This window comes from Streptomyces decoyicus, assembly GCF_019880305.1.
In the GTDB taxonomy this organism is placed as follows: Bacteria; Actinomycetota; Actinomycetes; order Streptomycetales; family Streptomycetaceae; genus Streptomyces; species Streptomyces decoyicus.
In genome coordinates this window covers 8,584,224-8,604,447 of the sequence record NZ_CP082301.1, presented here as the reverse complement: position 1 = coordinate 8,604,447, position 20,224 = coordinate 8,584,224, and the positions used below count along the sequence as shown (strand labels likewise).

Here is a 20,224-nt window from a genome sequence, read left to right as displayed (position 1 = left end):
ACCCAGGATTGGGATCGGTGCTCATGCCCCTCATCAGCGGTCTACCAATGCCTCCGCCCCGATGACACCACCCTTTCGGTCATGGTCGACTGGGGACCTCAGTCATGCCGGTGCCGGAGGCCGGGAGCCCCGTTGCGGGGCCAGGAAGAAGGTAACGGGAGCTACAAAAGGAGCCGCCGGCGACGTCGCCGTCTAGCCTGCCGGCCACGGGCGAGGCAACCGTACCGCTCCCTGGAGACCAAGTCCGCAATCGTCAGAATCTCGGCTCCCGAGGCGGCCAGCCACCGAAGTTCGCGACGTCCGGGTCGTAAGCGTCTGGATAGCCGCAAGGTGCTGTGCGGGATCCTGTTCGTGCTGTACACCGGGATCCGCTGGGAGTTCTGCCCCAGGAACTGGGCTTCGGCTCGGGGATGAACGAGGCCAGGGTCTGGCAGCGCCTGCACGATCTGCTGCTCTCCGAGTTGGGGGGCTGCAGGCCTTGCTGGACTTCTCCCGCGCCGCGGTCGACTCTAGCCCCATCCGCGCGATGAAGGGCGGGCCGGCCACCGGCCCGTCCCCGGTGGACCGGGGCAAGGCCGGCAGCAAGCACCACCGATCGTCGAGGCGCACGGCATCCCGCTCGCCGCGATCACCACCGGCGGCAACCGCAACGACGTCACCCAACTGATCCCGCTGATCCAGGCCGTCCCGCCGATCCGCGGCAAGCGCGGTCAGCCACTGCGCCGCCCCAAGCACCTGTACGCCGACCGCGGCTGGTCTCATGCTTTGAGCGCGACTGGCCCAGGGGCTGAACCTGCTGTAAAGCCTGCACCAAAACTTGGCCATCCGAGAGCTGCTCTACCTCGAAAGCAACGGGCAAGGGGGTGTGCCTGAGAACGGGCGCAGTCGGCACGCAGGCGACGATGTTTCGCGGAAGCTCCGCGCCTCAGGCGGGGGTGAAGCCACCGCAGTGGTGTGTGAACGCCCGTGGCCAGATCCTCGGAAAGCGCGAGGAGGTGTGCTGGATCTCCGGGCTGTCCTACCAGACGTTCCGCGTGGTCAACGGCCGCCGACAGGTGACAGGCTCGGCCGATATGAACGTCATCAACTACAGCTACGGTGATTCCGGAATGCCCCGATGGGGCTACGGGATCGAAGTCTCTGCCTACCGTGGCTGGGGAGATGCCCTGAAAGCATCCATCAGCGGCAAGGCAACGAAGGACGGTGCTTGCAAGGTTCACAAGTCGTCCTTTCCTTCAAGGAAATTGGCTCCGCTGAGTTCCTGGAAGCTGGGGGAGTCATTCTTCGACACCACGGCAACGCGCTCCGGCGCCATTGGCCGCTGCGCCACCACATGGACGCTGTCCGTCGCAAATGGGACCTACGGCACGTCGAAATCCTCCTTCAAGCTCAACGAGTTCCGCTGTGACAACGCAACGGCCGGTAGGGCCACGGTCGGATGTGTCGTCCCGTGGTATGCCTCACCGCTCATCTACAGCAAGAGCAGGGCGCCGCAACTAGCATCGCACATCACTCGTGCTCAGCGCTCCGGTCTGCCGGGAGCCACCTTCAAAAGTCCCCTGACCCGGACGACGAATGCGGCCACCATGAAACGCAACCGAGACCTGGCCTGTCCCAGGGACGAGTCACGGCCTCATCCCGCGCTCAACCCCCAAGGACCGGGCTGGTATCGAATGCGCGTCCACGCATCGGGGCGTTCGATCAACCCGGACGGGGTCAGCGAAGAGCCTGTCGAGGACTACCTCATTGCCGTCTGGCCACAAGAGCCGGCGGAGTCCGTCGTCATCCGCTCCAGCAAGATGATCGACGAGGCGCTGCCGGCCAACGCCGACACAACACCCGACGACACTTCACACGCGACCCCGGAGCCGGACGACGCAGCCGAAGCAGACCGGAGGGCCGACGTACGAGCACGACTTCTGCGGTCACTACAGGACGACTGAACCACGTGTGCCACGCGGTTCTCCTGCGGCTTCCCTGACGAGAATTCCTGGCTCGCTGTGAACAAATGATCCCGCCCGGCGTCCCCCCTGGCTGCACGCGCAGGGGGCGTCTGAGCGAGAGGCAGCGCGAGCGCCTGGCCGAACTCAGCGTCGAGCCACTACCCGGCCCACGCACCCCCGGTGAGCGATGCCACTGATTACCTGCCGGTGGTCCCGCCATCGTCGGGGGGCCCGGGTGTCACCTCACTGCCTGTTACGGCATCGAGGAAGACTGTCGACTCCACTGTCTTCTTCGGCCCCCGCACGATCGAGACCATCCATACTGGACGCCAAGCGCGGTTGACTCGTTGAGCGAGCAGTTTGACGGGGACCGCTGTGGCGCCTCCGGCCGTGCGTTCAGCCAGCTTCGTCGCACTGGCCCACGTGACAACGGCTTTGGGGAGCTTCGGATCGGGCGTGGACTGCGCAGCCATACCCGTGATTCGGCCGGTAGGGGAGACCGTGAGGTCCAGCCGCATCGGCATCATTACCCCGTCCACGTAGCGGCGATAGACCAGAATGTGCGGCCCTCGGCTGCCGTCGACAGTTCTGTGTGTGACTTTGGCTCCAGCCACATCATCAGGAAGCCATTTCTTGGCGAACCGATCGCCAACACTTCTGAGCTCGTCCTCGGATAGCGTGCCGGTACCGCGGGCACGTCCTTTCGGAGTGAAACGCGCGAGCTTTCGGTCCGGCCACAGCACATCGACGCTCCCTTTAGCCGTCTCTGCCGTCAGTCGCCAATGTCCATTGTTCAACTTCACACTCGTGGACTGAGTAATCAATGTGCCCTTGCCGTACAGGCTAGCCACCGCATTCTGAAGCCAGGCATCTTGAGCGAGATCGTCTCCGGCAGCCTCGCGTCTGTGCTGCGCTTTCGCCTCCGAGTGCACCGGATTGACGATGAAGGCGAACGTCGCAGAAAGAATGGCCCCGCCTACCACGCCAGAACAAATACCCCACACTGCATCTGTTTTCGTGAAGGGAGGGCGGCGTCTCCGCGTCCACAAAACGACAACGCCGAGAATCACGCCGAGGAAGCCACCGAACGCATTCGCCTTGATGTCGTCGTAGCTGCACGAGCGCCCCAGATCTGTCCATGACTGGAGCAGCTCAATACCACCCGTCGCCATCAAAGTTCCCGCAAGAACCAAAAATGGCCGCCGGAAAAGGAGCACGGCGAAGAAACTTGCGGGAATAAGTAGCATCACGTTGAGACGGGCCGACTCAGAGGACAAGAGGCCCTGCAGAGGCAGGCCGACATCACAGATGCCGGCCTGCCCCGATCCTCCGTCGCCCGGCGTGAGCGTGACAGTCAGCACACCACTCAGAGCTGCGGCAAACAGAAGCGAAAGGGCAACTGACGCACCCTTTGCCCGCGCTACCAACAAGGACGGAATTCCCAGCAGAATTACAATCACGAGAAATCTGGAATCAATCCAGGCAGTGCACCGACAGACGCTTCAATCACCAGGCATATCCTTCAAGAGGAGCAAACAAGAGGATTCTCTAGCAGAGATGGTCGATGTAAGGTGTTTCATAGTTGACGCCATTTGAACCCATGACGCCCACGGCACTGCAGTCCGAAGCTACACTCACAGGGGCAGTGACTGAGTAACTAATGCTCTTCCCTGCCGAGACGGTCTTCACCGGGCCCTTGTAGAGGGCACCCGCGAAGGAGACCTTCAGTTGTGCGCTTACGGCGCTACCGCCACTCTTCGAATACTTCTCTCCTGTGTAGATCTTGCTGCTCGACTGGCCTATCTCGCGCCCATTATGGGCTTCGAAAGACAGCTTGCCGTTCGACGGGCTAGTGCTCGTGCTGCCGCCAGCATAAGCAGCAGTCGCGCTAGCCGCGACTAGCAACGCTCCCCCCACTGCCGCACTCCACACCCTGTTGCGCGAGAAGATCTTCATGCGCAAACCCCCCTCTATTGGCGTCCCCATAGGCGAAATGGGTACGCAGCCTTTCTCAAATTGCGCGCTTTTTGCCAGCAACTGAGTTCGCCATAACTTTAAGTAGTTCACACTTTCGACGCAATTGATCTTTTCAGTCACGCGGCTGCGGTGTCTTGAATCAGCTCCAGATGACCGGATCTGGCGGCTGCAGAGGAGACGCGGCTGTCGTACGGTGCCTGGCGCGACGCCCGCGCCCGTCGGACCCGGCTCCGGATCCTGCGGCCGTGTGTATGTCACGAACCAGCAGGACAACACCCTCTCGGTGATCGACGCCCGCAGCTACAAGGTCGTCGCAACCGTGAAGGCCGGCAAGGCACCCGAAGGTGTCGCGGTTGCCCCGGGCGGCAGGCACGTATACATCGCCAACAACGGTTCGGCCCAGGTGTCGGTGCTCGGCACCCGCAACAACAAGATCACCACGACCGTGCCGGTGGAGAAGAGCCCCACGGGTGTCGGCCTCAGCCCCGATGGCAGATCCCTCTATGTCGCCAACGGGGGCTCGAACACCGTGTCGGTGATCGACACCGGAACCAACCGGGTGGCCGCACGTATCTCAGTCGGTAAGTCCCCGGTGAGCGTGACCTTCAGTCGTGACGGCAGTACGGCCTACGTGGCCAATTCCGGGTCGGGCAGCCTGTCGGTCATCAACACCCCTACGCACAAGGTCACCGGGAACCTCACCGGGGGGCACTCCCCTGTCGGCTTCGTCGTCACCCCCGACGGCAAGTCGGCCTACATCGCCGACGAGGTGGCAGCACGTGTGCTGGCCGTCGGAACCCGCACCCGCAAGGCGACTGCCGTACCGGTGTCGGCGAAGGGCCCTTCGACGTGGCGATCGGCCCAGACGGCAAAACGGTCTACACCGCCGTTCTCGGCCCGGGCCAGGTATCCGTGATCGATACCAGCAACAACCGGGTCTCGTCGACCATTTCCGTAGGCCCTCCCGGCACCGACCCGTGCAACATCGAGGTCACACACCAGGCGGTTTACGTCACGGAACAGGCCGCGGGCACCCTCACAGTCATCGACCCGAAAACCAACAAAGTCGTCGCCACAGTCACCGTCGGCACCAGCCCCTACGGCGTGGCAGTGGGCTGAGCTTGACACCTTCCTGCCCCGCCCAAGACCCCCACAACGACAGCGGATGCCACGCGCTGAGCTGTGCCCTACGGCCCAGATGGCCACCGGCCGGCGGCGATCCGATCCGCGTGCTGGCCTCCCACGCCGAGCAGGTTCCGCAGCTGCGCCTCGGCGACCTCCTCAGCCACTTCGCGGGACCCGATGCCAGTCCGGACCAGGTTGAACACTTCTCGGGCAGCGTAGCGTTTGAGACAGCGGATGATCTCGCGCCGGGTCTTGCCCTCAGCGATGCGCCGCTCGTAGTAGTTGCGGGTACGGGCATCGAACCGGAGCCGTGACTGCACGATCCGGTGCAGGGCGGCGTTGGCCTGCCGGTCGCCGCCGCGGTTGAGCCGGTGGCGACGCTGACGACCGGAGGAGTGCTCGACGGGGCTGACCCCGCAAAGCGCCGCGAACGACGCCTCACTGCACAGGCGTTCCGGGTTGTCCCCCATCGTGATCAGCAAGGTGGCGGCACTATCCGGGCCGATCCCCACCGGGATGAGTAACTGCGGAAAGTGACGCTGCACCAGCCCGGTCAGGTGCCGCTCCAGGTCACGAATCTGCCCGGTCAGCTGATCGATCCGCTGGGCCAACAGGCACAGGGCGATGCGGGTAGCCTGCCCGACGGCATCCTTCACGCCGTCGTCATCTTCACGATCGTCGAACTGCGCGCAAGTCCGGACCAAGGCCGGAGTCTTCAAGCCGGCCAGTTGCTCGCGCAGGTCCGGATCGGCGGTGACCAGGATCGCCTTGAGCTGATTGATCGCCTGTGTGCGGGCGGAGTCCTTGGCCAGTTTGAACAGACGGGCGCACTGCACCGGCCCATCCCCAGCCTTGGCCTGGGAGCGAGCGCGGCCACTAAGTACCGCCCGTGCCGCCTCCTGGGCATCCACCGGATCCGACTTCCCCCGCCGTCGACGAACCGAGCGATCAGGCCGGTTGACCTCGAACACCTCAACCCGGCGAGCCAGCAAATAGCGGGAGAGGGCAGCTCCGTAGCTGCCGGACCCTTCCACCCCGGCCCTGCGCACCGTACCCAGCCGGCTGACCCACTCCCAGAGTCCGCGATAGCCCACCGCCGTGGCAGGAAAGGACGCGGTGCCCACGACCGCCCCTAGCGTGGAGAGCAAGGCGGCCACATGAACATCCCGGTGCGTGTCCACGCCAAGGACGACCTCGCCCACAACAGGCGCATTTTCTCGTAGACTTGGGATGCTCGTTTCAGTGCATACCTCCAGCTCTGTCAGCCTGCCGGTCCTCGCCACCAGGCCGTCGAGGCGGTCAACGGTGAGACAGTGCCCAGTTCACGGCACGCATACCCTTGGGACACGCCTCAGCAGCCCGGCGACAGTACACCCCACACTGGTGATCGACGAAGGTAGGACCGGACACCCGGGTCCGATTTCTCACGAGCCAGAGACCCGCGCGGGGGTACGTCAACCGGTATACCCAGGTCTCACAACTTGCGATCACTCGGAGCGCAGCGCTGTTTCAAGGCGTGGTGATCTGATACGGCGGCGCATCTCCGCGGAGGCGGAGCAGACTTGTACTTGCGGGGAGTCGACGCCATCCGGAACGGTCTTCCTCTTGGCGGGGAGCGTCGTGTGCGGCACAGGAGCAACCCTGGGGTGCTGTTGGTCACCTGCTGTGCTCTGCTGTACTGCCCTGCGGCTAATTTGTGTGCAGGGCAGGTACGCAGGCCCGTGGTGGCAGAGGTGCACGAGGGACGGGAGGTCGGGAAGAGTGTCGCTGCGCGCAGGTGATCCAGCCGAAATCGGCGGTTATCCGCTTGAGGCGCGACTCGGCTCGGGTGGCATGGGCACGGTCTTTCTGGCCCGTACGAGTTCGGGTCGTCCTGTCGCGATCAAACTGATCCACCCGCAGTTCGCGGCGGACGACGAGTTCCGCATCCGCTTCCGGCAGGAGGTGGCGGCGGCAAGGCGAGTGAGCGGCGCGTTCACCGCCGCCGTGGTCGACGCTGCCCCTGAGGCCGAGCAGCCGTGGATGGCGACGACCTACATCCAGGGGCACACGCTCGCCCGGCGCATCGCCACGAAGGGCCCGCTGAGCGGAGCGGAGCTGCGAAGGCTCGCCATCGGGCTGGCTGAGGCGCTGCGGGACATCCACCGGGCGGGGGTCGTCCACCGTGACCTGAAGCCCTCGAACGTCGTGCTCTCGCCCGAGGGCCCACGCGTCATCGACTTCGGCATTTCGCGCGCCGTGGACCAGCAGACGCTGACGATTACAGGGCGGGTCATCGGTACGCCGCCCTTCATGTCGCCGGAGCAGTTGCAGGCGCCGCGCGATGTGGGGCCACGGTCCGATGTCTTCTCGCTGGGGACGCTGCTGGCGTACGCAGCGACGGGCCACGGGCCCTTCGACGCGGACAGCCCATACATAGCTGCGTATCAGGTGGTGCACGAGGAGCCGTCGCTGGAAGATGTGCCGGTGGCCTTGCGCACGGTCGCCGAGTCATGCCTGGCCAAGGAGTCCAACGGGCGCCCCTCAGCGGACGAACTCCTCGTACTGCTCCGGGACCTGCCGACCGACCTCGGCCAGACCGACGCGAGGAGAGTCGGCGCGGGCCGCACCCGCGACATGGTCACCGAGCATCACTTCGCGACGCCGGCCACCCCCACGCCAGCCACCCCGACGCCGGCAGCCCCGACCACCACCCCGGCCGGTCCCGATACGGGGAGCGCCGACACCTCCATCGGCCGCCGATCGCGTCCCCGATGGCGTCCCGTGTTCACGGCCGCGGTCGCGGTCACGGTGGCAGCGATCGGTGGAGGAGTCGCCGCACTGACAGCGGGCGGAGGGAACAGCAGCGGCGACAAGGGCAACAGCCTTGCAGCTCCGGGTGCCGCACTTCCGGACGGCTTCGAGCCGTGGCACAAGGCCGTGCCCGGCGGTCGCCCGGACATCCCCGACGAGCTGCGTTGCGTCGTGCGCGGCGACGCGCTGTTCTGCGGGGGCGGCAGTGTTGTCGCGACCCGTATCAGGGCCAGGGACGGCTCGCGGGTGTGGACGGCGAAGAGCCCCGGCGTCCCCGTCAACGGCATGCACCTGGTGGGCGCCACCGACGACACGGTGCTCGGTTACCGCTTCGCCGCCCAGGACGCCCCGCAGGACCCTCCGAGCGAGGTGGTGGCCATCGACGCGAACAACGGACGGGAGCTGTGGTCCGTGCCGTCCGGCGCCCAGTCGACGGCCGTCACGGGTCGGACTCAGGACGCCGTTGTGGTCGGTTCCGACGTCGTGACGGTCGACGCTTCCAACTCCCGCTTCGAGGCCCGCAACGCGCACAGCGGTCAGGTCACATGGACGTCGCCATTCCCAGCGGGTACGCAGTGCGCTCCCGTCCCGGTGGGCCCACAGCTCGTCGCGATGTGCGCGAAGGATGCGGAGGTGGATGCCTTGGCAGTGCGCCACCCCGCCCTGTACCCGGTCGACCGCGCCTCGGGGACACTAGGCAGGCCCATCGCGGTCAACGGCCCCGCCGTGCCGATGGACGTCGCCAACGGCAGGCTCGTACTCCTGCAAGTACACAGGAAGGGAACGGAGCTGGCCGGCTACAACGGGGTGGCGCAGGTTGACCCGGCCTCGCGGAAGGTCACGTACTCCCGACTGGCCAAGACATACGCGGGGACGCCCGGCATGGCGGACAGCACCGTATACGTGAGCGGGCAGACCGGTCTCGTCACAGCACTCGACCCCGCGACCGGCCGGAAGAAGTGGTCGCGGCAGACTGGCGTAGAGGGCGCGTCGGGTCCTGGTGCGGGAGCGGACGCACTGTATTTCAGCTCGGCCACCGGCCGGGTGGTCGCGCTGTCGCCGGACGACGGCAAACCCCTATGGACAACAGATCCGCAGGTCGATGGTTTGACCGGCGAGCAGGACGCAAGCCCACATGTGACTCTTGCAGGGCGTGCGGTGATCGTGGCCGCGGCCAAGAACACTCTCTTCGCTTTCGACGCGCAGAAGCCGCCGAAGTCGGGCTGACACGGGTGGCTGGACGGCGGCTGCAACATTGCCAGGGAGTACCGCGAGAAGCTCCGCCGCTGGCACCACATACCAAGATCCGGGCCAGGTGCGGACCAACCGGGCTTCGCATCGGGCATTTCCATCCGTCGCTGCAGGTCAGACTGATCGGCGACAGCCGCTTCCTCGCGCTGGCCGTGGGCACTATCGCCAAGGGCAGCCGGACGGTGCATGTCCGGTAGTACTTCACGGACTTCCGCGCCGCAGGCGGCACCGGCCGGGCCAGCACCGGCCGCAGCAGTCGTGAGCGGTGATGGTCGGGTTCGCCTTCTTGCTGCACCCCTTGTGACGGCATACGTAGTAGCCGCCTGCATGTTTGGTCCAGTGGGGGTGTTCGAAGGGGTCGTAGCTATCGGCGTAGCTGTCGCGTTCGGGGCTGGCTGCGGACGCGCGGCCGTTGGAGAGGGCCAAGAAGCCTCCGACCACGGCAGTGGCCACGCCGACGATCACGCCCGCTTTGTCGGCGGACCCGAGGCCGCTCCATCTGTCGGCGATGCGCCGACGCAGGGACCTTCCCCCATCGCTGCCTTCCGGCAGCGGATCGGAAGGCTGAAGATCACCCCTCGGGGAGCGGGATGTCGTATCGTCCGGCGCTGCCATCTGACAGGTCGTCCTCTCTGCTCTGGTAGGTCACACGGGAGTCGCCAGCAAGCCGGACGGTGGTCAGAAACTGTCGTCGGGCAGGGGCCGCATAGCGTACGAGACGACGTCCGTCACAGGCGCGCCGCCCTGACGGCCGATCTGAATCAGGTCCTCGGCCGTGTACCGGGCGGTCGTAGGAAGCCCGGCCAGGCTCACCTCCTCCGTGGTGGCCAGGTGCAGCTGGCACAGATCGCACCACAGCCCCTCGGCCGCCAGCTCCATGTCGAACAGCAAGGCCGTGTTGGGTGCCCTCAGGAACATGGCCGCCGCCTCGGTCCGGCAGGTGGGGGCGGCCGACGGAACCGGCGTACCCGCGCCAAGCGCGGAAGGCCGCTCGCGCCGAGCGCTCCGGCACACCCCGACGAGTCATTCATCGCCACCCGGATCAACCGCATCATTGATAGGTCCTCAGATCGCCAACGCCCCAGCAGGCTCGTCAGTCTGAGAGTCGCCGAGCAGGTCAGCGACCGGCCACGCAGGTTCTGGCTCGCCGACTCGGCCATGAATAACACCCCAAAGCCGCCCACCGGCACCGGCGCGGCCGCGCCCCTCACACCATGCGGAGCGCACCCGGCCCCCACCTCGGAATCCGTTACCCAGCCTTGACCGACACCCCCTCCACGCCCACGCCGGGCAGTCCGGCAGCCGGTCACCCGGGGGCCTCACTGCAACCATCCCGACACTGCGGCATGCTATAAAAATGGAAACCATTTTCAACAAGGAGCGAGCAAGCATGCCCGACGTGGCCCACGACAGTCGTCGGATCCGCCCCTTCACCTTGGTCGCATGCACGAACTGCCGGGAATCCATAGACAGCCAGGTGATGGACCGGCTGCGGCATGCTGTCCGCAGCTGCCCCCACGGGGTCATGGTCGCTACCGGATGTCTGGGACGGCTCCTGGACTGTCGTTCCACCAGCGGTCTGTACGCCGCCGTGCAACCGTGCGCAACGGACCCCAGACCCACGAGTGCCGCAGTACTTCTTGGTCCGATCGTCACCGAAGCCGACGCGGAGTCCGTCGGCGCATGGCTGCTGGCAGAAATGCCGGACGACGGCACGCTGCGCGTCGGCTTGCGCCCAGCACCGGCCCCCCGACCCCGTCCCCTCCCACGCCTCAACTGATGAGCTCCGCCATGCCCAAGGGCCTTTTGAGCGTGGTCGTCGGCAACACTCCTGACGCGCGCGGCACAGTGGTGAACCAGGCGATGCGCGCTTCTCCCCGCGCTGTGATCTTGTCTGTGTCGGTCCAGGATACGACCGACGACGGCTACCCGGCCGTCCAACGCTTCATGACCGGAGGCGATGCGCGCCTTCGGGACACCACGCCCCTGAGCGCGACCGGCGATCCGGCGGTGATCCTCCGCCAGGATCTCCTCTCCCTCAAGCGCACCGCAGGACATCCGCACGTCATCCTCGCCCTGCCCGAGGAGGTCGATGTCCTTGCGTTCCTTGTGGAGTTGTGGCACACGCGGACCGGAAGCAGCTCATTGGAGGACCACTTCGATCCAGCCCCCATCCTCGTAGGCGTCGATCCGGCGTCCTTCATGGCGGACATTGGCTGCGTCCACCGAGCCGTGCACCTGTGGAACGGCGGCCCTCGCAGCACCCCCCTGACACCCGCCGAGTTCGCCGCCCGCCAGATCGAGGCAGCGGACGCACTGATCGTGCCCGGGTCGGCGAAGAGCGACAGACGGCGCGCGGCCGGCGTTGCCGCACTGGCCAGCCATCTCAACGGGCAAGCTCTGCTCGTACGGCACCCGGGCACCGACGAAGCGGAAGCGGATCTACCAGCATCCCTTGTCCAGCCGGCACCCCCTGGAACCGTCGAGGAGTGGCGGGCACAACTGGAACCCATCACCGTGCCGCGCTCACGTCGCGGCAGCAACCACGGTGTGGATTCCCTACTGTGGCGGGCCCGCCGCCCCTTGCACCCCGAGCGACTGGCAGATGCACTCAGCGCCGTGATGTGCGGCGTGGTGCGCAGCCGCGGACACCTGTGGCTGTCCAGCCGCCCCGACTCCGTCGTGACCTGGCGCTCGGCCGGGCCACACCTGGAAATCCGCGAAGCGGACCGCTGGCTGGAGGCCGGTGCACAGGGCGCGTGGGACCGCCTCACCGCAGCGGCGAACGCTCGCCTCGTGGTTCTGGCACGACTACTACGGCGAGCGACGCAACGAGATCACCTTCACCGGCACCGGCCTCGACGAGCAGCGAATCCGCTCCGCCCTCCTCACCGACGCAGAACTGTCACTGGGCTGGGACGGCTGGTCCGCCCTCCCCGATCCGCTCCTTAGCGATGGAGATCCCCCGTGACCACCCTCGTCCGCACGCCCGCGACGCAACCGGCCCACATCCGCCAGCGCACCTCAGGGCCGCGCCGCGCCTCACCACCCGGCACTCACCGCACTTGATCTGCCGAAAACGTGAGCCGTGAACCACAGCAAACAGGAGATACCGATGACCAACGCCCCGCACTCCTCGTACACCCTGCGCCCCGCCACAGAGGCGGACCTGGAGGGAGCCCGCCGCCTCATGCTCGACACCTTCTACCGGGAATTCGGCTACGGGTACGTGCCCGAATGGCACCGAGACGTCGTCGACCTAGCGGGCACGTACCTGGACAACCCCCGCCATCTCTTGCTGGTGGCCGTGCACGAGCGCGACGGCGAAGTCGTGGCCACAACTGGTGTGCGATCGACGGGCCCGGCCCATCCGCCGCACCCCCGCTGGCTCGCCGAGCGTTACCCGGCGGGGACCACCGCACAGCTGGTCCGGGTCTACGTCAGGGCAGAGCACCGGCGGCACGGCCTGGCGCGGACCATGGTGCGCATCGCTTGCGACTTCGCCGCCACGACCCCCGGCTACGACAGCATCTACCTCCACACCAATGTCAGGGCCGAAGGCGCCGAAGCCTTCTGGCGCAGCATGGCCAAGAAGGTATTCGACGCCCGGACCACCGGCGAGCACGGCCTCGGTGTCGACACAGTCCACTTCGAGATCCCCATGCCGTGCCCCGCGACTATCGTCCGGCCCCAGCAGGCACAGGTCGCACCCTGTGCAAGGGAGTAATCCGGAACGACCCTCCGTGGTGCCCGCGGCCATGGCGCGCACATCCACTGCCGCACTGGTGCGTCCGGGCCCTACGGGACCCTCCGATTCCCGCAGATCAGGCTGCACGCGAACACTCTCGGTCAGCGCCGGAAGGCCAGCTCCGAGCAGGGCACGGGCCCCCGCCGCGAGGGATTCGCCCTGCTCGACGGCCCCTTGCCCGACTCGTCAGCCGCCCGGGGGCGGTGCACTGTGGATGACGTGGGCTTCCGGCAACGCTTTGCAGGTCTGCGGGAGCCATGGCGGCCGAGCCATGCGCTGCTGGTGATCCCTGTGGTGCTCATTGTCGTGATCACCGTGGTGGACATCCTGGTGCCGGAGGACATCCATCTGGGGCCATTGCTGGTCATCGCGCCCGCGATCACCGCCTCCTTCGCCGGTCCCCTGATGACCGGAGTGATCGGGATCCTGGCCCTCGCGGCCCAGGCATTCATCGGCCTGCACTTCGGCGTGCTGTCCACCCGCAACGTGATGGTGCAGATCCTCGCCCTCGCCGTGCTCTCGGCCCTGGTCGTGTTCTACTGCGTGCTGCGCGAGCGGCGCAGACGGGAACTGGCCCAGGTGCGGACGGTGGCCGAAGCCGCACAGCACGTCCTGCTCTGGCCCCTCCCGGAGCGCATCGGCCCACTGCGGATCGCCTCCCTGTACCTGGCCGCCGAGGACGAGGCCCAGATCGGCGGCGACCTGTACGCGGCCACCCGTATCGACACCGGAACCCGGGTGATGATCGGCGACGTGCGGGGCAAGGGCCTGACCGCCATCGGAGAAGCCGCCCTCCTCCTCGGCGCCTTCCGCGAGGCCGCCCACCAGAACACCACCCTGCCTGCGCTGGCCGCCGCCCTGGAACAGAGCGTCTCCCGCTACCAGGCCGACTTCGAGCCGGCGGAGGAGGCCGGGGAGCGCTTTCACCACCCTGCTGCTGGAGATCCCCGACGACGGCCACATCACCCGGATGACCAGCTGCGGCCACCCCGCGCCCCTCCTGCTCAGCCCCGCTCACGCCGTCACCGCACCGAGTCTTCACCCCGCGCCCCCACTGGGCGTCGGCGGCATAGCGCCAGCGGACTACACCGTCGACGTGTTCTCCTTCGAAGCCGGCGACACCCTTCTCCTCTACACCGACGGCGTCATCGAAGCCCGCGACCGGGACGGAGTCTTCTACCCCTTGGCGGAACGGGCCGCCCAGTGGATCGAGAGCTCCCCGGAGACACTCCTGCACCACCTCCGACGCGACCTCCTCACCCACGTCGGCGGACGCCTCGGCGACGACGCCGCCCTCATCGCGATCCACCGCCCATCCACCGCCTACCGAGGACGTCACCACGGAGGGAACCACCCACCCTGACGTCTACCGATACGGCTCAGGAAGGACCGACCCACGGGGGTGAGCAGGCCCGGTGCACCATGCACAGACGCTCCCTCCCAGAGTTGCATCAGCCGACTGCTGCGGCAGCCGCACTCAAGATCCCGACGCCATGGCGGGCATCCCCGCCAATGAGATCTTTCCACCGATGTTGGCAGCCCTGGAGGAGCACCCATGACGGAGCAGACCGCCGAAGAGGGCCCGGGAATCTCGGCCGCGATCGTTCGTCCACGAAGGGCGGGTCTTGATGGTCCGGCGGCGAGTGAAGGCAGGCCCGCTCTCGTGGCAGTTCCCCGCAGGGGAGATTGAGTCGGGGGCGGTCAGCGGAGGAAGCGGCTGTCCGCGAGACCGGCGAGGAGACCGGCCTCACGGTGACCGCGGTCAAACTCCTGGGCGAGCGCGTGCACCCGAAGACGCAACGACTCATGTCGTACACGGCATGCGACGTGGTGTCCGGAACCGCCGACGTGGCGGATACCGAGGAACTTGCCGAGCTGGCCTGGTGTGCCCACTCGGAGATCCCGGAGTACGTGCCGTACGGGCTCTTCGAGCCGGTGCAGGCATACCTTGATGTCGTACTCACCAGGTAGCAGCCCAGGCGCCCGCCTTCCGGGGTCGAGCAGGTCGTGCACGATGTGCGGCATGGCTAAGGGTGACGACAAGCAAGCGGCGCTACGCCTCGCCGATCAGGCCCACGAGGTTGGGCGCGCATCCGGGCGGGAACCCTGGCGCAAGGTATTGCGGTGGATCAGCGGTGGGCGGCTGGGCCGATGCAAGGGGCGGCCGGACGTCCCCGAGCTGGGCACACGTCACCACGGGCGGGCGACCCGAGCGGTGCTCGCTGCACAGCGCACGTATGTCTAGGTTCCAGAACTGTTCGCGCAGCGAAGTCGGAACTGGCCAGCAACGGCCGCTTTCGGGCCAACTCGGTCAGGCCCACGCCTGAACCGTGCGTCCCGCGCGGGGTTCGGCGCGCTGGGCCCTAAATGGAGCGGGCTTCGGACGTTCCTCATCATCTCGGGCTCGCCGCGCCCTCCGCCTGAAGCCCGGCCGAGCTCGCCGAGCACCTCGTCCAGCGCCGCGTGGTGCCCAGGGTGAGCCGTGAGCCTGAGCCAGATTTAACCAAGGGCCGCAGGCGTCGCTCGCCGGGACCTGGCGAATCACCCCTATTTCTTCGCCAGCCAGATGGGGGTCAACCCGTCAGAGGCGGCGCATCCGTGCGGCTATGCCGTGCCCGACCAGCAAATAGATCACGGCCGGCAGGCCATAATTGAGGAGGACGCGAAGCCCTTCCGTGTCCATCGTGAAGATGTCCTGTGACCACCAGGCCAGCAAGTCCGCCACACCTTCCACAAACTCGACGAAGACATTGGCCCGGTTGGCTTCGAGTAGGTAGAGCAAGATCCACAGGCCCAAGAAAACAGCCGCGATGTCAGCGATCGTGTGAATGATCAGGGCTGTCCGCCTTGCGGCGGAGCCGTCCCGCTTGCGCTCAAAGCGGTGGTTGCCGCCCTGGCTGCGGTCGTATGGCTGGTTTCCCGACATGGGTTCGGTGTTACTCACTGGGGTTCCCATCTGACGCGTACGAGGTCTTGGCGGTAAGGAGGAGACACGGCCAGGTGTCCCGTTCGCTCCTCCCTGGGGGCATTTCCGCCGTGTCGTATACGGGTCGCTAGGCGCGCCCACATTCCGTTCTGCGTCGCAAGGGTGCCGTTGCGTTACCAGGCCGCCCGATATGGGCCCCGACGATATCCCTGTCATTCGCTCGACCTGGGGTTTGACAATTGATCAGCAGGGCCGAACTGCGCAGAGTCGGGCCCTCGGTTGGGGTTACCGCAAGGCGCAGGCCACCACGGGAGAGGGTGCCACGTCGAAGGGTGCAGCATCCCCGCCGACCCAACCGTCTACCAGGGCGGACCTCGCCACCCTCTTCCCGAACGCGACGCATCGGACGAACCCGAAATCCGGCGACACAATTCCATGTTCCGAGGCTCGGCAACCCTGCCCATTCTCTTCGCAGAATGGGCACATGCTCGCTGCTGATTCTCACCTCACAGGGCGAGTGCCCTCTTCGTAGAGGCGATATGCCCTTCGAGTGACACCACCGGCACCGCTCCGCAAGCCTCGACTGTCGAAAGGTGTGTGAAGGAGTTGTCGCCATCCGGCCGAACATTCCACTTACCGATATCGCGGGATACCGGAACGACTACAGAAATTACCGACGGGTCGGGGTAGCCTGGCCGTCCGCTGACATGGTTTGATCTCGCACCAATCGGAGGTTGCACATCCGCTTCCAGGTATCAGAGGATCGTCAAACCGGCAGGATCAGCTTGTCGCCGGGTCGGCCGATACCGCTCCTGATCACACATACGATGAAGAGAAGGGCCAGTCATGCGTAAGGACGCCATGCCTCAGAACGAAACTCGCGAGATCTCTGACAGCGACCTGGACAATGTTTCCGGCGGAATTCTCGGGGCCCTGGTTGGCGGTGCAGAATCCGCCCTGCCTGCCACGCCTGCTCTGCCCTCCCTGGGCGGCTCGGTTTCGGGTGGCGTGAGCGGTCAGATAGGTCCTGTCTCCGGCCAGGCAGGTTTTTCCGGCGGCGCCGGCATCTGACACGTATTTGCCAGGGCATCCTTGGTCTGAATTACTCACCCTACCGGTCCATCCGAATTCCTTAGGGTGACCATGGGCCCCGGGGCTGCCACCTCCGGGGCTCGTGGCATTCCACCGGCCGTACACCGTTCAAGAAAGCGGTGGAGAATCGCAGGAGGAGGGTGCCGATGGCCTGGTCCAACCGTCGAGGTGCTCTGGCCGCATGCGCAGCTGGCCGCCGCCGCGCAGCTTTGACTCCTGCCGAGCCCTCTCCGCGTCTGAGAGATCACCCGCCTCGCACGGACGGAGCAACTGGCCCGTGGCCCAGCCGCGCTGCCGTCGGGCGGGCCCTATTCCTGCGCGCGGGCGATGAGGAGGGCGACGTCGTCGTGGTTATCCGGGCGGCATAGGGACCGCAGGAGCCGGTCGCAGGTGTCTTCGATCGAGCGGTGGGGATCGTCGAGCAGGCTGAGAAGCTTCTCCAGCCGGTCGTCGAGATGCTGGTGCCGGGTTTCGACCAGGCCGTCGGTGTAGAGGACCAGCTGGTCTCCGGGCGCGAGGTCGAACGTGGTGGTGCGGAAGGTGACACCGCCCACCCCCAATGGCACCCCGGTTGGCACATCGAGCAGCTCCGGAGCGTGGTCTGCGCGTACTCGAACGGGAGGCAGGTGGCCGGCGTTGGCGACCTGGCATTGCCAGTGGTGGGGATCGTAGATGACGAATACGCACGTGGCGATGTAGTGATCGAGGCGGGCAGTGATCTTGTCGAGCTGTTCGAGCAACCGATCAGGGGACAGTTCGAGTTCCGCCAGGGCGCTGGTCACGGTACGCAGTCGGCCCATGGTCGCGGCGGCGTCGATGCCGCTGCCCATCACATCGCCGACGACGAGCGCGGTCTTGTCGCTGTCCAGGGGAATGACGTCGAACCAGTCGCCACCGACCTCGCTGGCGGCTCCGGCCGGCTGATATCGGGAGGCGACCTCCAAACCCATGGTGGGGGGCGGGTGTTCGGGCAGCAGGCTGCGCTGGAGGGTGACCGCGGTGTTGCGCGCGCTCTGGTACCAGCGGGCGTTGTCGATTTGCACGGCTGCTCGGGCTGCCAGCTCGCGCGCTAGGACGACGTCGTCATCGGTGAAGGGCAGCGGGTTGCGGGTGCGTTTGAGGTCCAGTGCGCCGAGCACTTCTCCGCGAGCGATGAGTGGCACCGCGAGATAGGAGTGGAGGCCCGCCAGGGAAAGGAGCGAGGCTGCGTCGTCGTCGCGTGCGAGGCGGTGCAGGTCCTGGTCGTCAACGTGGCCTACCAGGACCGGGCGGCCGGTGTGCACGCACTGGGCCACGAGGCGATCGGCGGGGTAGTGGGCGAGGTGCCCGGGTGGGGCGGCGGCGCGGAGAGCTGCGGTGGGGTGGTCAGTCTTGACGGCGAGGGCTCGGATGACGGCCGGGCCGGTGGGCGACACGTGGGCAGAGCGCCCTTGCAGGACGTCGTCGAGCAGGTCGACGGCGGCGATGTCGGCCAGGTCGGGCACGGCGACGTCGGCCAGTTCGCGGGCGGTCCGGTCCAGCTGCAGGGTGGTGCCGATGCGGGCGGAGGCGTCGGCGATGACGGACAGGCGTCGGCGGGCTCGGTCGGCCTCGATGCCGCGAAATGCCGCTCGGTGACGTCCATCACCGAGATGGCCACGCCCAGGACAGCTCCGGCGGCTTCCTCCAGCCGGTGGTACGAGACCGACCAGGGGTGCGGCCGACAGCAGGCTGATCGATCAGAGGCTCCCCGGTATGCAGCACCTGACGCACCGCGGACTCGATGGAGTCGACATCCAAGAAGGGCAGGACCTCGCGGACCGACCGGCCGAGGTGTTCTTCGGCGGGTATGCCGTTGATCCGCTCCAGGGCCGGGTTGACCGAGACGTACCGCAGATCGGTGTCCAGGACCGCCAGACCGATCGGGGACTGCGAGACCACCCGCATCGACAGCGCCAGGTCCCGCTCCACCCGTCGTACGGTCGCCTTGTCACTCGCGATGCCGAGGGCATAGAGGTCTCCACGGTCGTCCAGGAGGCGCATGTTGCGGAACTCCACCAGCCGGGTGCCGCCGTCCTTGTGCCGGACCGGAAAGGCGCCGGCCCAGCTGCGGCCGATCGCCATGGCCTCGTCGAACAGCTTGAGCACCGTACCGAGATCCCCCTCGTGGACCAGGAGCCGCCCTGCGTACTGACCCAGCGCCTCCTGCGCGGAGTAACCGAACAGCTCCTCGGCCTGCGGGCTCCACAGCACGATGCGGCCCTCGGCGTCCAGTACGACGGCCGCCACGCCCAGCACATCCAGCAGTCCACTGGGCTGGAACGGCCCGGAGGCCGACCCGCCGCCATTGGCCCAGAGGGGTCCAGCTGTGCTCCTCCCAGGCCCGCCTCCGCCCGTTCCGTACGAACAGCCGTCGCGTACCGGCTCCGGCCCGCAACACCCATCCGCTTGTCTCCGCGACTCCATGGTCTCCCCGGACCGGCCAACAGCACAGCCCTGCATACCGGGCCGGGGTCGTCGCAGAGAGTAGTCGCAATGATGGCCTCACTGGCACCCGGCTGCCTTGGGGGAACTGCCGTGCTCCCCCAGAGTCGCTGCACTGCCCGGACGGACTGCGTACAGACGTAACCGCTTCATCACCGCACCGCTTCTAGGGCCCGTCCGACGGGTCGAGTACGGGCCCACCCGCGAATCGTTCCGTTCCGCGTGGGGGCGGGGCAACATTACGGATGTGGAGTGGGTTCGGCTGGTGCCGCACCTCCTCGCTGACCGCCGTGAGCACAGGATGGCCAATCGATCGATCCCTCGGGAGGTACGCCCACTTCCCTCAGGCCGATCCAATTGGCCGACGCACTCGGCCGCTGACCCGAATCCATCTACGAAAACCGCTCTGGATCGCCTAGTCACGCAGTGTCGCGTTTGCTATTCGGCCAGCAGACGGTTGAAGAAGAAACGATAGTGGCGAAGAGCCATTCGCAGACCCTCGGTGTCCATCTCTTCGCCGCGCTTCCACCGGTCTTCGAGTTGCTGTTTGTGGTCGGCGAATGTCGTTGCCAACGTCTGCATGACGTCGGCAACGAGCGCGTCGGCAGAGTGCACTGCATCGCGAGGGTCGTCCACGAACCGGTTCTGGATCTCCTGCCAGCGGGTGTTGAAGTCCTCTGCTTGCTTTGCCGTCAGGAGTTGCGGGGCCTCCTCGGCCTCGCCAGTCTCCTGTGGGCGGGGCTGCGAGGTGTCCGTGGCGATGGCCTCACCCGGGTGGGTGGGGGTTTCGGGAGGTGGTTGGGGCGGCTCGGTGGCGGAGGCTTCGGCGGGCTGAGGCTGGGCAATGTCTTCGGTGGACAGACCCTGCTGTGCGGGGTCCGCTGCTCGGTCGTGTGGCATTTTCTC

Annotated in this window: 13 protein-coding genes and 4 pseudogenes; 10 read left to right on the top strand and 7 right to left on the bottom strand. The window is 66.7% G+C overall.

All coding sequences use genetic code 11. The features are described from left to right. Positions 1-285 precede the first annotated feature (285 nt). Positions 286-762: pseudogene (locus tag K7C20_RS38895) on the top strand (transposase); the annotation flags it as partial. Between the two features lie 194 nt (positions 763-956). Further along, the gene (locus K7C20_RS37775) at positions 957-1,943 is read left to right on the top strand and encodes a hypothetical protein (RefSeq protein WP_150127306.1); all 987 of its coding nucleotides are present in this window, start codon (positions 957-959) and stop codon (positions 1,941-1,943) included. A gap of 197 nt (positions 1,944-2,140) precedes the next feature. Here the strand turns inward: K7C20_RS37775 and K7C20_RS37770 are convergent, their stop codons facing one another. Then, a complete protein-coding gene (locus K7C20_RS37770; protein WP_078953386.1) occupies positions 2,141-3,304 on the bottom strand; it encodes a VanZ family protein in 1,164 nt (387 codons plus the stop codon). A gap of 187 nt (positions 3,305-3,491) precedes the next feature. Next, entirely contained in the window at positions 3,492-4,040 is a 549-nt protein-coding gene (locus tag K7C20_RS37765; RefSeq protein ID WP_150127304.1) for a hypothetical protein, read from the bottom strand. Between the two features lie 73 nt (positions 4,041-4,113). Here K7C20_RS37765 and K7C20_RS37760 point away from each other — a divergent pair, with 73 nt between their 5' ends. Next, positions 4,114-4,836 carry a YncE family protein gene (locus K7C20_RS37760; protein ID WP_342452588.1) on the top strand — a complete coding sequence of 241 codons (723 nt, stop codon included), beginning with the start codon at positions 4,114-4,116 and terminating at the stop codon, positions 4,834-4,836. Then, a complete protein-coding gene (locus tag K7C20_RS37755) occupies positions 4,770-5,039 on the top strand; it encodes a YncE family protein (protein ID WP_078953384.1) in 270 nt (89 codons plus the stop codon). The genes K7C20_RS37760 and K7C20_RS37755 overlap by 67 nt, the downstream gene beginning before the upstream one ends. A 68-nt stretch (positions 5,040-5,107) precedes the next feature. Here the strand turns inward: K7C20_RS37755 and K7C20_RS37750 are convergent, their stop codons facing one another. Further along, the gene (locus K7C20_RS37750; protein WP_078953401.1) at positions 5,108-6,277 is read right to left on the bottom strand and encodes an IS110 family RNA-guided transposase; all 1,170 of its coding nucleotides are present in this window, start codon (positions 6,275-6,277) and stop codon (positions 5,108-5,110) included. 529 nt (positions 6,278-6,806) lie between these two features. Here K7C20_RS37750 and K7C20_RS37745 point away from each other — a divergent pair. Then, positions 6,807-9,065 (top strand): protein kinase domain-containing protein, encoded by a 2,259-nt coding sequence (locus tag K7C20_RS37745; RefSeq protein ID WP_053209679.1) that lies wholly within the window; start codon positions 6,807-6,809, stop codon positions 9,063-9,065. 702 nt (positions 9,066-9,767) lie between these two features. Here K7C20_RS37745 and K7C20_RS37740 read toward each other — a convergent pair. Next, a complete protein-coding gene (locus K7C20_RS37740) occupies positions 9,768-10,007 on the bottom strand; it encodes a hypothetical protein (RefSeq protein WP_053209678.1) in 240 nt (79 codons plus the stop codon). Between the two features lie 861 nt (positions 10,008-10,868). Here K7C20_RS37740 and K7C20_RS37735 point away from each other — a divergent pair. The 4 genes and pseudogenes from K7C20_RS37735 (at position 10,869) to K7C20_RS37720 (ending at position 14,808) form a co-directional block, all read left to right on the top strand. Further along, positions 10,869-12,041 (top strand): GTP-binding protein, encoded by a 1,173-nt coding sequence (locus K7C20_RS37735; RefSeq protein ID WP_160328753.1) that lies wholly within the window; start codon positions 10,869-10,871, stop codon positions 12,039-12,041. A 163-nt stretch (positions 12,042-12,204) separates the two neighbouring features. After that, complete coding sequence (locus tag K7C20_RS37730) at positions 12,205-12,816, top strand: GNAT family N-acetyltransferase (RefSeq protein ID WP_053209677.1); 612 nt, start codon at positions 12,205-12,207, stop codon at positions 12,814-12,816. Positions 12,817-13,083: 267 nt separating this feature from the next. Then, positions 13,084-14,200 (top strand): annotated as a pseudogene (locus tag K7C20_RS37725) (PP2C family protein-serine/threonine phosphatase). A gap of 192 nt (positions 14,201-14,392) precedes the next feature. Next, positions 14,393-14,808, top strand: a pseudogene (locus K7C20_RS37720) (NUDIX hydrolase). Between the two features lie 610 nt (positions 14,809-15,418). Here K7C20_RS37720 and K7C20_RS37715 read toward each other — a convergent pair. Next, positions 15,419-15,763 carry a hypothetical protein gene (locus K7C20_RS37715; protein WP_030089311.1) on the bottom strand — a complete coding sequence of 115 codons (345 nt, stop codon included), beginning with the start codon at positions 15,761-15,763 and terminating at the stop codon, positions 15,419-15,421. Positions 15,764-16,609: 846 nt separating this feature from the next. Between K7C20_RS37715 and K7C20_RS37710 the strand changes: the two genes are divergently transcribed. Continuing rightward, on the top strand, positions 16,610-16,834 hold the full coding sequence (locus K7C20_RS37710; protein WP_245171502.1) for a type A2 lantipeptide: 225 nt from the start codon (positions 16,610-16,612) through the stop codon (positions 16,832-16,834). Positions 16,835-17,163: 329 nt separating this feature from the next. Here K7C20_RS37710 and K7C20_RS37705 read toward each other — a convergent pair. Together K7C20_RS37705 and K7C20_RS37700 are read right to left on the bottom strand one after the other, a co-directional pair. Then, positions 17,164-19,141, bottom strand: a pseudogene (locus K7C20_RS37705) (SpoIIE family protein phosphatase). 615 nt (positions 19,142-19,756) lie between these two features. Then, positions 19,757-20,218 (bottom strand): hypothetical protein, encoded by a 462-nt coding sequence (locus tag K7C20_RS37700; RefSeq protein ID WP_030089315.1) that lies wholly within the window; start codon positions 20,216-20,218, stop codon positions 19,757-19,759. Between the last annotated feature and the right edge of the window lie 6 nt (positions 20,219-20,224).

Coding starts and splice junctions, on each gene's coding strand:
- K7C20_RS37700 (WP_030089315.1), bottom strand. CDS start 20,218: ATGCCACACGACCGAGCAGCGGACCCCGCACAGCAGGGTCTGTCCACC.
- K7C20_RS37730 (WP_053209677.1), top strand. CDS start 12,205: ATGACCAACGCCCCGCACTCCTCGTACACCCTGCGCCCCGCCACAGAG.
- K7C20_RS37710 (WP_245171502.1), top strand. CDS start 16,610: ATGCGTAAGGACGCCATGCCTCAGAACGAAACTCGCGAGATCTCTGAC.
- K7C20_RS37715 (WP_030089311.1), bottom strand. CDS start 15,763: ATGTCGGGAAACCAGCCATACGACCGCAGCCAGGGCGGCAACCACCGC.
- K7C20_RS37740 (WP_053209678.1), bottom strand. CDS start 10,007: ATGTTCCTGAGGGCACCCAACACGGCCTTGCTGTTCGACATGGAGCTG.
- K7C20_RS37735 (WP_160328753.1), top strand. CDS start 10,869: ATGAGCTCCGCCATGCCCAAGGGCCTTTTGAGCGTGGTCGTCGGCAAC.